The organism is Streptomyces sp. NPDC048637 (assembly GCF_040650675.1).
Lineage (GTDB): Bacteria > Actinomycetota > Actinomycetes > Streptomycetales > Streptomycetaceae > Streptomyces.
This window is the reverse complement of record NZ_JBEZHQ010000003.1, coordinates 240,509-255,769: the sequence shown is the minus strand read 5'-3', so window position 1 is coordinate 255,769 and position 15,261 is coordinate 240,509. Positions and strand designations below refer to the sequence as shown.

11 protein-coding genes are annotated in these 15,261 nt (G+C 71.7%); 7 read left to right on the top strand and 4 right to left on the bottom strand.

Annotated features, from left to right (window positions below; genetic code table 11):
• Nucleotides 1-111 precede the first annotated feature (111 nt).
• The 3 genes from AB0C46_RS06310 to AB0C46_RS06300 form a co-directional block, all read right to left on the bottom strand.
• The gene (locus AB0C46_RS06310) at nucleotides 112-1,641 is read right to left on the bottom strand and encodes an SDR family oxidoreductase (protein ID WP_362826113.1); all 1,530 of its coding nucleotides are present in this window, start codon (nucleotides 1,639-1,641) and stop codon (nucleotides 112-114) included.
• A gap of 88 nt (nucleotides 1,642-1,729) precedes the next feature.
• Nucleotides 1,730-2,212 (bottom strand): hypothetical protein, encoded by a 483-nt coding sequence (locus AB0C46_RS06305; protein WP_362826111.1) that lies wholly within the window; start codon nucleotides 2,210-2,212, stop codon nucleotides 1,730-1,732.
• Nucleotides 2,213-2,417: 205 nt separating this feature from the next.
• Nucleotides 2,418-3,638, bottom strand: coding sequence for a LacI family DNA-binding transcriptional regulator (locus AB0C46_RS06300; protein ID WP_362826110.1), 1,221 nt, complete (start codon nucleotides 3,636-3,638; stop codon nucleotides 2,418-2,420).
• Nucleotides 3,639-3,953: 315 nt separating this feature from the next.
• On the opposite strand from AB0C46_RS06300, the gene AB0C46_RS06295 reads away from it, so the two are divergent.
• The 6 genes from AB0C46_RS06295 to AB0C46_RS06270 all read left to right on the top strand — a co-directional run bounded on the left by AB0C46_RS06295 (nucleotide 3,954) and on the right by AB0C46_RS06270 (nucleotide 13,702).
• Complete coding sequence (locus AB0C46_RS06295) at nucleotides 3,954-5,246, top strand: sugar ABC transporter substrate-binding protein (RefSeq protein ID WP_362826108.1); 1,293 nt, start codon at nucleotides 3,954-3,956, stop codon at nucleotides 5,244-5,246.
• A 26-nt stretch (nucleotides 5,247-5,272) separates the two neighbouring features.
• The gene (locus tag AB0C46_RS06290; protein ID WP_362826435.1) at nucleotides 5,273-6,226 is read left to right on the top strand and encodes a sugar ABC transporter permease; all 954 of its coding nucleotides are present in this window, start codon (nucleotides 5,273-5,275) and stop codon (nucleotides 6,224-6,226) included.
• Between the two features lie 86 nt (nucleotides 6,227-6,312).
• Nucleotides 6,313-7,134, top strand: coding sequence for a carbohydrate ABC transporter permease (locus tag AB0C46_RS06285; protein ID WP_362826434.1), 822 nt, complete (start codon nucleotides 6,313-6,315; stop codon nucleotides 7,132-7,134).
• A 47-nt stretch (nucleotides 7,135-7,181) separates the two neighbouring features.
• Complete coding sequence (locus AB0C46_RS06280) at nucleotides 7,182-8,468, top strand: glycosyl hydrolase (protein WP_362826107.1); 1,287 nt, start codon at nucleotides 7,182-7,184, stop codon at nucleotides 8,466-8,468.
• Nucleotides 8,465-10,558 (top strand): endo-beta-N-acetylglucosaminidase, encoded by a 2,094-nt coding sequence (locus AB0C46_RS06275; RefSeq protein WP_362826106.1) that lies wholly within the window; start codon nucleotides 8,465-8,467, stop codon nucleotides 10,556-10,558. The genes AB0C46_RS06280 and AB0C46_RS06275 overlap by 4 nt, the downstream gene beginning before the upstream one ends.
• A gap of 63 nt (nucleotides 10,559-10,621) precedes the next feature.
• Entirely contained in the window at nucleotides 10,622-13,702 is a 3,081-nt protein-coding gene (locus tag AB0C46_RS06270) for a glycoside hydrolase family 38 C-terminal domain-containing protein (RefSeq protein WP_362826105.1), read from the top strand.
• A 25-nt stretch (nucleotides 13,703-13,727) separates the two neighbouring features.
• Here AB0C46_RS06270 and AB0C46_RS06265 read toward each other — a convergent pair whose 3' ends face one another.
• Nucleotides 13,728-14,033 carry a hypothetical protein gene (locus AB0C46_RS06265; protein ID WP_362826103.1) on the bottom strand — a complete coding sequence of 102 codons (306 nt, stop codon included), beginning with the start codon at nucleotides 14,031-14,033 and terminating at the stop codon, nucleotides 13,728-13,730.
• A gap of 195 nt (nucleotides 14,034-14,228) precedes the next feature.
• Here AB0C46_RS06265 and AB0C46_RS06260 point away from each other — a divergent pair, with 195 nt between their 5' ends.
• Nucleotides 14,229-15,254, top strand: a complete 1,026-nt coding sequence (locus AB0C46_RS06260) for an alpha/beta hydrolase-fold protein (protein WP_362826102.1) — start codon at nucleotides 14,229-14,231, stop codon at nucleotides 15,252-15,254.
• The last annotated feature ends 7 nt before the right edge of the window (nucleotides 15,255-15,261 follow it).

The window sequence follows — 15,261 nt, the reverse complement described above, 5'->3', positions numbered from 1 at the left end:
CGCCCGCCCGGGAGCCCGCCGTCGGCGTACCGCGCGCCGCACTGCACCGCACACCTCAACCAGCATGCTGGGCAGCCGAGTTGACGGCTCCGAGGGTTCGGCACGGGCCGATCACGCCGGACGGCTCCGGTGCTCGGCCGCCGCGGCGGCCGCGATATTGCGGGCCATGCCGCCGAACACCGCGGCGTGGAAGGGGGAGATGGACCACCAGTACGCATGGCCGGTCAGTCCGTGCGGGTGGAACAGGGCCCGCTGGCCGTAGAGCGTGCGGCCGTGGGCGTCGCGGCCGACCGTCAGTTCCAGCCAGGCCAGGCCGGGGAGCCGCATTTCGGCGCGCAGCCGCAGCAGGCGGCCCGGTTCGACCTCCTCGACGCGCCAGAAGTCGAGCGAGTCGCCGACCCGCAGCCGGCCGGCGTCCCGTCGGCCGCGGCGCAGCCCCACCCCGCCGACCAGCCGGTCCAGCCAGCCGCGCACCGCCCAGGCGAGCGGAAGGGAGTACCAGCCGTTGTCGCCGCCGATGCCTTCGACCACCCGCCACAGCGCCTCGGGCGGGGCGTCCACGGTCCGCTCCCGCCGGTCGGTGTAGAGGCTGCCACCGGCCCAGTCGGGGTCGGTCGGCAGCGGGTCGCTCGGCGCTCCGGGCACCGCGGCGTTGGACCAGCGGGTGACGACCTCGGCGTCCCGGACCCGGCGCAGTGCCAGTTCCAGGGCGTCGTCGAAAGCGAGGGGGTGGCCCGGCGGGTCCGGGTCGGGGACGTAGTGGGCGATGTCGTGCTCGTGGCAGACGACCTCGTACCGCAGTGACTCGGCGAGCGGGCGGGCCAGGCCGGGCGGCACCGGGGTGACCAGGCCGATCCAGAGGCTGGAGAGGCGCGGGGTGAGCATCGGCACGGGGAGGATCAGCCGTTCGGGCAGCCCGGCGACCCGTGCGTAGCGCTGCATCATGTCGCGGTAGGTGAGGATGTCGGGCCCGCCGATGTCGAAGGCCCGGCTGACGTCGTCAGGGAGGCGGGCGCAGCCCACCAGACAGCGCAGCACATCGCGGACGGCGACCGGCTGGATGCGGGTGCGCACCCAGCTGGGGGTGACCATGACCGGCAGCCGCTCGGTGAGATAGCGCAGCATCTCGAACGAGGCCGAGCCGGAGCCGATGATGACGGCGGCGCGCAGTACGGCGGTGGGGACACCGGACGCCAGCAGGATTTCCGCGACTTCGGCACGGGAGCGGAGGTGGGGCGACAGCTCCTGCTCGGGGATGCCCTCGGGGGTGAGGCCGCCGAGGTAGACGATCCGGCGGACGCCGGCGGCGCGGGCCTGCCGGGCGAAGATCTCGGCGGCCCTGCGGTCGGTGTCCTCGAACCGGCGACCGCTGCCCAGGGCGTGCACCAGGTAGTACGCGACCTCGACACCGGCCATCGCGGTGCGGACCGAGCCTGCGTCGGTGACGTCGCCGCGCAGGACCTCCGTCTGCGGGGCCCAGGGGTGGTCACGGAGCTTCTCCGGTGTCCTGGCCAGCGCGCGGACGGTGAATCCGGCCGCGAGGAGCTCGGGGACCAGGCGGCCGCCGATGTAGCCGGTGGCGCCGGTGACCAGGGCGCGCGGGCGTGCCGTGGGCTGCGAGGCATCGTCTGTGCCGGCCATGTGCACGGCCTCCTCCGGCGGGTAGCAGCACGACCAGGCTGCCCGCCAAGTCTGTCACCGCTCCCTCCGCCGGGCATCACGACGCAGGTCAGGGCGTGCCCTGGCGGGCCTTCCGGGTCAGGTCGACCTTCCGGCGCGGACGGAGCTTCTGGTCCGGGTCGAGCTGCCAGCCGTGCTCCGCGGCGACATCCAGCAGTCCGCCTGCACCGATGCCCCGGTACGTGTGGAACCGGAAGAAGGTCTTGGTGTCCGTGGGCTTCTTCCGGCCGAGGTGCCGCCCGATCCGGGCGCGGTAGAACTCGGGGTCACCGGCACGCTCGTGCCGCAGCTCGCTCCAGGTCGCCCACCACCGGGGGCGGAAGGGGAACGGGTCGAGCGCCCAGTCCAGCACGCGTTCCATCGGCTTGTCGAAGAAGATCAGCAGCTCCGCCAGCAGTCCGAAGGCGAACACCGCGACGGACACGGCGATGAGCAGCAGCACATGGACCGGGAAGTAGAGCACGGTGCAGAGGTGACGCACGATCAGGCCGGTGCGGGAGCGGGGTGGCACCGGGTCCCAGTCCGAGTTCAAGGGCTGGGGGTGGGGCTGGGGCTGGGGCTGGGGCTGGGGCTGGGGCTGGGGCTGGGGCTGGGGCTGCTGCGGCGATCCGTACAGCGGTGGCACGTACGGACGGTGCGAGGGCGGGGGCGGGAAGTTGGGGGAGGTGTTACCAGCACGGGGTTACTCCATCACTCCAGGCCGGGACATGACAAAACCTGGGTCCGGGCCCCCACGATCACCCGGCCAGGGGCGTCCCGGTGCTCTCCCGTGCCTCCAGGTGCGGCAGTTCGCCCTGGACGGTCCGCAGCGGGCCGCCGTCGAGGACCGCGAGGAGTTCCTGGGCGGCGAGCCTGCCGAAGCCGGGGGTGTCGCGGACGAGTGCGGTGAGCCGGGGGTGGGTGACCCGGCACAGCGCCGAGTCGTCCCAGGCCACGATCGACAGCGCGCCCGGGACGGGGATACCGCGCTCGGCGGCGACCGAGGCGCCGGCCACGGCCATCACATCGTTGTCGTAGATGAGCGCCGTCGGCGGCCGGGCGGCGTCGAGGAGACGGCGGGTGGCCTCGGCTCCCTCGGCGTCGGAGTAGTCGGTGGTCACCGAGTGGACCTGGCGTCGGTCGAGACCCCGCCGGTCCGCTTCGGTGCGCAGCGACTGGATCCGGCGTGCGGTGTGGGCGAGGCCGGGCAGCCCGGCGATATGCACGATCCGGCGGTGCCCGAGGCCGTAGAGGTGGTCCAGGACCCGTGCCATGGCCTTGGCATCGTCGGCCCAGACGGTGGAGAGCGGCGGGTGGGCCGGGGCGGCGACCGGTTCGGCGGCGGCCGGCTCCGAGGGGTCCTGGCCGGGCGTGGCAGGGCCGGATGTGGCCCTGCCTGGTGTGGCAGGGCCGGGCGTGGCCAGGCCGGGCGTGGCAGGGCCGGGCGTGGCAGGGCCGGGCGTGGCAGGGCCGGGCGTGGCCGGGCCGCCGACGACGACGGCGGGCAGGCCGAGTGCGGTGAGCAGCTCCGGGCGGGGATCGGCAGTGCGCGGGTCGACCACGAGGACGCCGTCCACCCGTCGTTCGGCCCACCAGCGGCGGTAGAGCGCGCACTCGCTGTCGAGGTCCTCGACGACCTGGAAGAGGAGCGCGATCTGCCGCGCGGAGAGCACTTCCTGGATGCCGGAGACCAGTTGGAGGAAGAAGGACTCCACGCCCAGGGTCTGTGCGGGCCGGGCGAGCACCAGCCCCATGGCGCCGGCGCGTTCGCCGGACAGTGCGCGGGCGGCGCTGTTGGCCTGCCAGCCGAGTTCCTCGGCGACGCGGCGGACCCGGGCCCGGGTGTCCTGGGAGACGCCCGGCCGGTCGTTGAGCGCGAACGAGACGGCGCTCTCCGACACCCCGGCCCGGCGGGCGATGTCCTTGATCGTCGGCCGGCGCGCCGGCTTGCGCCGGGCCGCCTCACCGGGCGCTGTCATGGCAGGCTCTCCCTCGTGCTGAACCGCATTAGTGCGCATCAGTCTGATCAGCGTCCAGTGGCCTGTCAATCGCCGCACGGCCACTCGTGAATCAGGCCATCTCCCCGCGCCTTCGGGAAGTTGACTGACGGGGTATTGACACCTACTAAAACGCATTAGTAGCGTCTGCCGCATCGTCGCCCGAGGACTCGCGCAATCACCGGCACAACGACCGGAAAGTCCGCCGCAGCATTTCCGGCTGCCGTAAGTCAATGAAATTCCCGGCCCGTCGCGACGAATCCCTGGTGTCTGGTCCGAGCAAAGGAGCCGCCAGCCATGCGCATACCCCGTCGAGCAGCCGCCACGACCGCGGCGCTGGTCACCTCGGCGCTCGCCCTGACCGCATGCGGCCCCTCGGGGGGATCCGGCGGATCGGACAGCGCCTCGGGGAAGGTCGAGGGCCAGGTCACCTTTCAGACCTGGAACCTCAAGGCCAATTTCAAGAAATACTTCGAGGGCGTGATCGCGGACTTCGAGAACAAATACCCGGACACGGATATCAGATGGGTGGACCAGCCGGCCGAAGGGTATCCGGAAAAATTGAGCGCGGATGCCGCCGGCGGCACACTTCCCGATGTCGTCAATGTCTCGCCGGATCTCGCGTATCCGCTGGCCAAGGCCGGGCTTGCGCTGGATCTGGAAAAGACCGCCGGAAAATACCGCGGAGAGTATCTCGACGGGGCGTGGGAGAGCCACCGGATGCCGGGCATGACGGGAGTTTTCGCCTTCCCCTGGTATCTGAACACCGGGCCGATGTTCTACAACAAGGAGCTCTTCGCCAAGGCGGGACTCGATCCGGAGCGGCCGCCGACGTCGTACGACCAGCTCTTCCAGGACGCCGTGGCGATGGCGCGGAAGAGCGACCGGAAGATCGCGATGCTCGCCGGCACCCCGTCGATCGAGGACTTCGGCCGCTATGGCGAGCGGCTGATGAACGCCCGGGGCACGGAGTTCACCTTCAACGGGCCCAAGGGCGTCGAGCTGCTGGAGCACTACCAGAAGCTGTATGCGGCCGGGGCGCTGGACTCACAGGCGCTCACCGCGCAGGCCGAGTCCGCGGGGCGCAAGTTCCAGCAGCAGTCGGTGGCCATGAATCCGGGCAGTGCGCACGACCTGGAGAACTTCAAGAAGGAAGCGCCGAGCCTCTACCGGCATATCGGCATCACGGACGCGGTCAACAACACCGGTAAGGCCAATATGTACGTCCAGGGCCTGATGGTGAATGCGCAGAGCAAGGTCAAGCCGGCGGCGGTCGCGTTCGCGCACTTCATCACCGACAAGAAGAACCAGATGGCCTTCGCCAAGGAGGTCACCATCTTCCCCAGCACCAAGGGCTCGCTGGACGATCCGTACTTCACCAAGGAGGACGGCACCGATGCGACCCGGGTGCGGATCGCATCCGCCAAGTCGCTGAAGAACGCGGTGAATTACACCCCGGTGCCGCTCAGTGACCAGATGAAGACCGTGCTGCGCAATGCGGTCGCCAAGGCCGTACAGGGAAAGCAGTCCCCCCAGGCGGCGCTGGACGGCGCGGTCGCCGCATGCAATCGCCTGCTCAAGTCCGCCTGAGGCCGGGGCATTTCGTGACGACCGGAATGACACCGCGCGCCCTGATCACGGCGGACAATGCGCCGGCCGCCGCTCCCTCGCCGGCCCCGGCACGGCGGCGTACGCGCGGGGCCCGTGCACAGCTGCCGTCCAGTCCCTGGCTCTTTCTGGCTCCCGGTCTGCTGATCGTCGCCGTATTCAGCCTGTATCCGTTCCTGAGCACGGTGGCGCATTCGTTCACCGATGCGCGCACCCTCACCGCGGGGCAGTTCGTCGGTGGCGCCAATTACCAGGAGCTGCTCCATGACGCCCTGTTCTGGACGGGGCTGCGCAACAGCCTGCTGTACGTCGTCGGGGTGGTACCGCTCCTGGTGATGCTGCCGCTGCTGCTGGCGTTGCTGGTGCAGCGGCACCTTCCCGGGATCGCCTTCTTCCGGGCCGCGTTCTACACGCCGGTGGTCGCCTCCGTCGTGGTGGTCGGGCTGATCTGGGTGTGGCTGCTGGACGACCGGGGGCTGATCAATGCGCTGCTGGAGGGTCCGGGTTTCGGCAAGGTCGGCTTTCTCAGCGATCCCTGGCTGCTGCTGCTCAGCGCGATGGCAGTCACGGTCTGGAAGGGCCTCGGCTACTACATGATCATTTATCTGGCGGCGCTGGCCAACGTCCCCCGGGAGCTGCACGAGGCCTGCGCGGTGGACGGAGCGGGGGCGGTGCGCCGCTTCCTGACCGTCACCGTCCCCGCGGTGCGCTCCACGATGGTGCTGGTGGCCGCGCTGTCCTCGGTCGGGGCCTGCAAGGTCTTCTCCGAGGTCTACCTGATGGCCGGTCCGGCCGGCGGCCCCGGCGGTGAGGACACCACCTTGGTGATGCTCGTCCAGCAGGTCGGCACCGGCCTCAGCGGCCGGGTCGGCTATGCCTCGGCGCTGTCCGTCGTGGTCTTCGTCCTCACCCTCGGGCTGATGCTGCTGGTGCTGCGGGCCAACCGCAAGGAGGACGCATGAGCGCCACCGTTCAGCGGGAGCCGGACCGCCGGGCCGGGTGGGCGCGCGCCGGGCGCCGGGCCGGGTGGGCGCCCACCGGGCGCCGGATGCCGCGGTGGCAGCTGCTGCTCCGCTATCTGCTGCTGCTCGCCGTGCTGGCACTGACCATCGGACCGTTCCTGTGGCAGCTGTCCACCTCCCTCAAGGGCCCCGGCGAGGACATCTACCGCTATCCCCCGAGCCTGCTGCCGCAGCGGCCCACCCTGGACAACTACGCCGGCGTCGCCGAGACCATCCCCGTCTGGGACTTCGCGCTGAACTCCCTCAAGGTGGCCGTCACCAATGTGCTCACCAACTGCGCGGGAGCGGCGCTCGCGGGCTATGCGCTGGCCCGGATGCGCTTCACGGGCCGGAAGAGCGCGCTGGTCGTGTTCATCATGGCGATGCTGGTGCCGGTCGAGAGCATCATGATCGCCCAGTTCGTGACGATGCGGGAGCTGCAGCTGAACAACACCCTGCTCGGGGTGGTGCTGCCCGGCTGCATCGGCGCCATGAACGTGCTGCTGATGCGCAATGCCTTCGCGGGCCTGCCGTACGAGGTCGAGGAGGCCGCGTTCGTCGACGGTGCCAACGCCTGGCAGCGGTTCGTGCGGATCGCGCTGCCGTCGGTCCGGGGCACCCTCGCGGTGGTGGCGATCTTCGCCTTCATGGGGGCCTGGGACGACTTCCTGTGGCCGCTGATCGTGCTGAGCGACCAGTCGAAGTTCACCCTGACCATCGGGCTGAACTTTCTGCACGGCACCTTCGCGGACAACCAGCGGCTGGTCGCGGCCGGCACCGTCATCGCCGTGCTCCCGCTGATCGTGCTGTTCGCGTGTCTGCAGCGCTCCTTCTTCCGCGGCGTCGGCGAGGGCGCCGTCAAGGGCTGACCCGCCCGCCCCGCCCCTCTTCCCGCCCCCATACCCACAGGAGCCCCATGCGCTTCGGTGTCAACTACACGCCCACCCACGGCTGGTTCCACCACTGGCTGGACTTCGACCTGGATTCCGTCCGCGCCGACCTCGACTCCATCGCCGGGCTGGGCCTGGACCACATCCGGGTCTTCCCGCTCTGGCCGCTGTTCCAGCCCAACCGCACCCTGATCCGGCCGCGCGCGGTGGAACAGCTGGTGCAGCTCGCGGACGCCGCGGGCGAGCGCGGCCTGGACGTCAATGTCGACGGGTTGCAGGGCCACCTGTCGAGCTTCGACTTCCTGCCCTCCTGGACACAGACCTGGCACCGCCGCAACCTCTTCACCGACCCCGAGGTGCTGTCCGGCCAGGAGGAGTACCTGCGGACGCTGGCGGCCGCGCTCGCCGACCGCCCGCACTTCCTCGGGATGACACTCGGCAACGAGATCAATCAGTTCTCGGACGGCCCGCACCCGGACCCCGACCGCATCACCGAAGAGCAGGCCGCGGCCTGGCTGGAGCGGATGCTGGCGGCGTGCGAGCGGGGCGCGCCGGGCCGGATGCATCTGCACGCCGCCTACGACGCGGCCTGGTACCAGGACGGACATCCCTTCACCCCGGCACAGGCCACCCGGCTCGGCGCCATCACCGCCGTGCACTCCTGGGTCTTCAACGGCACCGCACAGCGGCACGGCCCGACGGGCACCGCCACCGAACAGCACGCCGCCTACCTCATCGAGCTGTCCAAGGCCTGGGCGACGGACCCGCACCGCCCGGTGTGGCTCCAGGAGGTCGGCGCGCCGGCCCCGCACATCCCCGAGGAGCGCGCGGCGCGGTTCACCGAGACCACCGTCACCGCCGCGCTGGACTGCCCGGACGTCTGGGGCATCACCTGGTGGTGTTCGCACGACGTCCCGCGGTCGCTCGCGGACTTCCCCGAGCTGGAGTACGGGCTGGGGCTGCTCGGCAGCGACCGTACGGTCAAGCCGGCGGGCCGGGCCCTCGCGGCGCTGGTCGCGGAGCAGCGGCGCCGCCCGCACCGGCCGCCGGTCCGCAGCACCGCGCTGACCGTCGATACCGGCGGGGCGCAGGCCGCGCCCCGCCGCTCGGTGTGCGCACCCGGCGGCCCGGTCTTCGAGGCCTGGGCCGAGCTCACCGCCCAGGGGGACCGGCCCGCCGTCGTGCTGTCCGAACTCGCCGCCGACAGCGGACATCTGACGTCCCGTGGCATCACCGAGGTCTGCACACCCGAGGACGTCGGCCGCGCCCCGCACCGGCCCGCACCGGCCGTGCCCCACCGGAGGACCTCATGAACCGGCAACCGTTCCCCGTCTCCCGCCGCCAGGTGCTGCTGGCCGGGGCAGGTACCGCGGCGGCGCTGCTCGGCCCGTCCCCCGGGGACGGCACCGCGGCGGCCGCCGGGCGGCCCCGGGCAGGTGCCGCGGACTCCTTGCAGCCGTATGCGTCGTACTGGTTCCCCGACTCGCTCCCCTCGGGCACCCCCGGGGACGGCATCACCTGGCGGAGCCTGGCCGGCTGGACGCCCGGGACGGACCGGGATCTGGCGTTCAACACCGCGACGGTGCCGCTCGCCGAGCGGTTCACGCCGGTCCCGGCGAACACCACGGCCCGCGCCGGGCAGGCCCGGATCAGTGCGCTCGCGGCCTTCGACCACACCGCGGGCAACCCGTCACAGGGCTCGACGACCGCGGACCACTACGCGCCGACCCACTGGGCGTACCTCGATGAGCTGGTCTTCTGGGGCGGCTCGTCCGGCGAGGGCCTGATCCTGGCGCCGAACGCCCCGGTCGTCGATGCCGCCCACCGCAATGGTGTCCCCGTACTGGGCACGGTCTTCCTCCCGCCGGTCGCCTACGGCGGGCAGCTGCGCTGGACCCGCGATCTGGTGCAGCGGGACGCGGCGGGACGCTTCCCGCTCGCCGCGAAGCTGGTGCAGGTCGCGCGGGTGTACGGCTTCGACGGCTGGTTCCTCAACGCGGAGACCGGTGGCGGAGACGCCGCGCTGGCCGCCGAGATGCAGGCGTTCCTGCGGGCCCTGCGCGCCGCGGGTGCCGGGCACGGTCTGCGGATCACCTGGTACGACGCGATGAACCGGACCGGGCAGGTCGGCTGGCAGGGCGCGCTCGACGCGCTCAATCAGCCGTTCTTCCAGGATGACGCCGGGCCGGTCGCCGACTCGATGTTCGTGGACTTCCGGTGGAGCGCCGGGCGACTGGCGGACTCGGGGCGGCTGGCGGAGGAACTGGGCCGCAGCCGCTATGAGTTGTGGGCCGGGGTCGATGTCGAATCGGCGGGCTGGGACAGCGCCACGGACTGGGAGGCGATCCTCCCCACCGGGCGCGATCACGTCGTCTCGTACGGCTTCTATCGCCCCGAGTGGACCCTCAGCCATCTGCCCGCGGGGCGTACGCCCGGCCAGTTCCATGCCGCGGACGACCGGTTCTGGTCCGGCGCGGGCCTGGATCCGACCAGACCGGACGGCACGGGCGGCGGCTGGCGGGCGCCGGCCTCCGCCGTCGCCGACCGTTCGACACTCACCGCGCTGCCCTTCGCCACCACCTTCAACACCGGGCACGGGCTGCGCTGGTACGAGAACGGTGCGGCCACCTCCGGCGCCCCCTGGAACCACCTCGGGCTGCAGGACCGGCTGCCGCCGAGACGCTGGGCGGTGCGCACGGAGGGCCGGCGCCCCGACGTGTCCTTCGACTTCGCCGACGCCTGGCGCGGCGGCAGCAGTCTGCTGGTGCGGGGCGCCCTCGACCGGCCGGCCACCCTGGAGCTGTTCCCCGCCCGGCTGCCGGCCGGCGCCGCCACGGTCCTCGACCTCACCCATCGCACCGACCCGTCGTCGGGTCCGGTGACCGTCGAGGTGGCGGTCGCCCTGCGGGACGCCCCGGCACCGGGCGAGCCCGCTCCGTACGTCCACCTGCCGGCCGGGACCCTCGGGCCGGGCGACGGCTGGCACACCGTCTCCCTGCGCCTCGGCGCCCTCGGCACCGGGACCCTGCACGCCCTCGGGGTGCGGCTGACCGGCCATGGTGGCGCCGCGGTGGCCTGGCGGCTGGGGGCGCTCGCGGTCCACGACGGCACCACGTCCCCGGCCGCGCCGCGCGGGCTGACGATCACGGAGACCGCCGCCGCGGAGGGGGCGACCGCGGTGCGGCTGAGCTGGCGGCGCGCCACCGGCCCGGTGCGCCATTACGAGCTGCATCGCCAACTGCCGGACGGGCAGCGGGAGTTCCTCGGGGGCACCTGCGGCACGGCGTACTACGTGGCGGGCCTGCGGCGCGCGGGCCACGAGCCGGCCGCCCGGCTCGGCGTACGCGCGGTGCACGAACTGTTCACCGTCTCGAAGCCGTCGACGGTCCAGCTGCCCTGGTAAGTCCCGGCGGTGACCGGATCGCCGCCGCTCTCACCTCCTCTCAACGCTACGGAGCCCTCTCCCATGCATGACGACCGTGCACTGACCGAAGCCCGCCTCAAGCGCGTCCTGGACGAGCGCATCCGGCCCGCCCTGTATCCGGAATCGGTTCCCCTGGAGGTCGCGGCCTGGGTCGCACCGGACATGGGGGTCTCCCCTGCTGAAGAGGAGTCGAGGGCTTGGGGAACGGTGCCGGTGGCGGAGGGCCTGGCCGCCGCGCATACGCCGGTGGCGGTGGGGGACGCGTGGGGCGCGCCCTGGGGTACGACATGGTTCAAGGTCTGCGGTGAGGTGCCTCGGGAGTGGGCCGGGCGCACCGTGGAGGCGGTGCTCGACCTGGGCTTCGACGAGCGGATGCCGGGCTTCCAGTGCGAGGCGCTGGTCCATCTGCCCGACGGCACCCCGGTCAAGGCGCTCAATCCGCGCAACCAGTGGGTGCGGGTGGGGGCCCCGGTGCGCGGCGGAGAGCGCGTCGAGTGGCATCTGGAAGCCGCCGCCAACCCCGTCATCCTCGATGTGCATCCGTTCCAGCCCACCCCGTTGGGGGACCGGGAGACGGCGGGCAGCGCACCGCAGTACCGGCTGGCGCGGATGGATCTGGCAGTGTTCGACACCGAGGTGTGGGAGCTGATCCAGGATCTGGAGGTGCTGGGTGAGCTGATGGCGGAGCTCGCGGTGGACAGCCCCCGGCGCTGGGAGCTGCTGCGGGCGGCGGGCCGGGCGCTGGACGCGGTCGATCTGCAGGACGTCAACGGGACCGCGACGGCTGCCCGTTCGGAACTGCGGGAGGTGCTGTCGGCGCCCGCCGGGGCCTCCGCGCACCGGATCAGCGCGGTGGGGCATGCGCATATCGATTCGGCATGGCTGTGGCCGCTGCGCGAGACGGTGCGGAAGGTGGCCCGTACGGCGTCGAACATGACGGCGCTGCTGGCGGACGAGCCGGAGTTCGTCTTCGCCATGTCGCAGGCGCAGCAGTACGCCTGGCTCAAGGAGCACCGGCCCGAGGTCTACGCCAAGGTCAAGAAGGCGGTCGCGGAGGGAAGGTTCGTTCCGGCGGGCGGCATGTGGGTGGAGTCGGACACCAATATGCCGGGATCGGAGGCGATGGCGCGGCAGTTCGTGCACGGGAAGCGGTTCTTCCTGGAGGAGTTCGGCATCGAGAACGAGGAGGCGTGGCTGCCGGACACCTTCGGTTTCGCCGCGGGGCTGCCGCAGATCATCCGGGCGGCGGGAGCGAAATGGCTGCTGACACAGAAGATCTCCTGGAGTCAGATCAATGCCTTTCCCCATCACACCTTCCGCTGGGAGGGCATCGACGGCACCCGGATCTTCACCCACTTCCCGCCGGTGGACACCTACAACTGCCAGATGGCGGGCAGCGAAATCGCCCATGCGGCGCGGAACTTCAAGGACAAGGGGGTGGCCAGGCACTCGCTCGCGCCGACCGGCTGGGGCGACGGTGGCGGCGGCACCACCCGCGAGATGATCGCCAAGGCGCGGCGGCTGCGCGATCTGGACGGTTCGGCGACGGTCGAGTGGGAGCGGCCTGCCGACTTCTTCGCGAAGGCGGAGGCGGAGTACCCCCAGGCGCCGGTGTGGGTGGGCGAGCTGTATCTGGAGCTGCATCGCGGGACCCTCACCAGCCAGGCGAGGACCAAGCGCGGCAACCGGCGCAGCGAACAGCTGCTCCGGGAGGCCGAGCTCTGGTCGGCCACGGCAGCCGTCATGGCGCAACATCCCTATCCGTACGAGGAGTTGGACCGGATCTGGAAGACGGTGCTGCTCCACCAGTTCCATGACATCCTGCCCGGTTCCTCCATCGCCTGGGTGCATCGCGAGGCGGCCCGGACCTATGCGGCGGTCGCCGCCGAGCTGGAGGGCCTGATCGCCGCCGCACTGGCCGCACTGACCGGCCGCGGCGGCACGGAGCTGACGGTGAACTCCGCGCCGCACGCCCGCGGCGGAGTCGCGGCGGGAGCCGTGGGCCCCGCGGTGAACGAGGGGTCCGAGGTGTCCGCCGCGCCCCGCGCCGGCGGCGGGTTCACGCTCACCAACGGTCTGCTGCGGATCGGGATCGACGGCCGCGGCCTGGTGGTCTCCGTGTACGACCGGGTGGCCGACCGCGAGACGGTGGCACCCGGCGGGGCGGCGAACCTGCTGCAGATCCACCCGGACTTCCCCACCATGTGGGACGCCTGGGACGTGGACGCCTTCTACCGCAATGTCGTCACCGATCTGACGGACGCGGACGAGGTCGTGCTCGGCGAGGTGTCCCGGGAGGCGGCGACGGTGCGCGTCACCCGGACGTTCGGCGCCTCGCGGGTGGTGCAGTCGCTGACGCTGGCGCGCGGGCAGCGGCGGCTGGACCTGGGCACCGAGGTCGACTGGCACGAGACCGAGAAGTTCCTCAAGGCCGCCTTCCCGCTGGATCTGCACGCCGAGCGCTATGCCGCCGAGACCCAGTTCGGCCATTTCCACCGGCCCACCCACACCAACACCAGCTGGGAGGCCGCCAAATTCGAGGCCTGCGCCCACCGGTTCGTGCACCTGGAGGAGCCGGGCTGGGGTGTCGCGCTGGTCAATGACGCGACCTACGGTCATGACGTCACCCGTACCGTCCGGGAGACCGGCGACCGTGGCACCACCACGACCGTCCGGCTCTCCCTGCTGCGCGCCCCGCGGTTCCCCGACCCGGAGACCGACCAGGGCGTGCACCGCTTCCGCCATGCGCTCGTACCGGGCGCCGCCATCGGGGACGCGGTACGCGAGGGCCATCGCCTCAACCTGCCCGAGCGCCGGATCACCGGCGCCGCCGCGGTGGCGCCCCTGGTCACAGCCGACAATGACGCCACGGTGATCACCGCGGTCAAGCTCGCCGACGATGCGAGCGGCGATGTGATCGTCCGCCTCCACGAGGCACACGGCGGGCGGGCCGTCACCACCCTCACCACCGGCTTCGAGCCGGCCGGCGCCGTCCTCACCGATCTGCTCGAACGCCCCACCGAGGACGGCCCGGCGATCGAGCGGCAGGGAATCACCCTGCGGATGCGGCTGCGCCCGTTCCAGATCGTGACCGTGCGGCTGACCCGGGCGGGCGGCCGGTAGCGGCCGGACGGGGGGCGGGCCCTGGTTACGTCCGGGGCCCGCCCCACCGCGGCCGGGCGTCCCGGCGCAGCTCCGGCCGCCGCTCCCGCCCGGAGCCGCGCCCGTTCCCCGGGCCACCGCCACATTCCTGGCCGTGGCCCGTCTCATGGCCGTACGCGGCTTCATGGTCCGGATCGAGGCTCGGGTCCAGGCCCAGCATGTCCATCAACAACGACAGATCGTCCGCGTTCCGCGCATGGCCGGCCAGCGCCTTCCTGGCGAGCCGTCGTTCCTCGTCACACGGCACGGCGCGCGGCGCGGGGTCATCGGCACTGCGGTGTTCATCGCTCACCGCTGCATTCTCGGCCGGACCACGCGACCCTGCCCGTCGAGAGAGCCGAGGACCGCCCGGTGGAAACCTCCGGGCCGGCGCTGCTCCACACGGGTGGGACGAGCCCCGCGGCCGGCTCGCGGCAGGGGAACCTCCGGAACCCCTTTTCCCTCTTTATGAGCACTTGCACGTGATCACACAGCCGCGGAGTCCCCCTTGAAACGCCCCTACGTCGTCGCGCTCGCCGTCGCGCTCGCCGCCTCCTCCTCGCTGCTCGCCGGCTGCTCGGACGCCGGAAAGCCGGTCGACTTCAACGCCGGCGGAAAGGGCGACGGCGCCGCGCGGGCCAAGCCCATCGATGACGACACCCTCATGCCGACCGGCCCGAAGAGTGACTTCCGGATCACCCGGACACTGGACGACGGCACCCATATAGCGCGGGCGACGCTGCGGGGCCAGAAATCCGGGGTCACCGGAAGCGTCTGGGTCTGGGCTCCGAAGGAATACGGGGACCCGAAATACGCCAAGAGCGGATTTCCGGTGCTGATGGCCCTGCCGGGCGGCCTGGGCAGCCCCAAGGAAGCGGGCGGGGTCACGAACTACTGGGTCGGCGGCGACATCGAGCTGCAGGAGAACCTCACCCAGTGGACCGCGGAGGGCAAAAGCCTGCCGTTCATCGTGGTGATGCCGATGCTCAACCCGGACACCCAGTACCACGACGCGAGTGACATACCCGGCAGCCAGAAGATGGGGACCTGGCTGACGGAGGACGTCGTCCAGCTGACCCGGGCCAACTTCCGTACCTTCAAGTCCCGCGACGGCTGGGCCTTCATGGGGTCGTCCTCGGGCGGTTTCGCCGGGCTGAAGTCGGTGCTGAAACACCCGGAGAAGTTCAAGGCGGCAATAGCCAGCGGCCCGGACATGGTGCCGGATTCGCCGTTGTGGGCGGGCCACCAGGCGGAGAAGAACGCCAACAATCCGGGGAAGCTCGCCCAGCGCCTGCTGCAGAAGGGCGGTCCGGACGTCTATCTCGCCTTCCAGGCCGGCTCCCAGGAGCCCACCGCGGTCAAGGCCCCGATAGAGCGCTTCCGGCGGACGTACGGCAAGGGACCGATCCACACCGCCCTGCAGATCATCCCCGGCGGCCGGCACAACGCCTGGGACTACCAGAAGGGCATGGCCGCGAGTTCGATCAAGTTCATCAGCGACCGGATGAAGGCACCGGTCCCGAGCGGCTCCTGAACCGGGC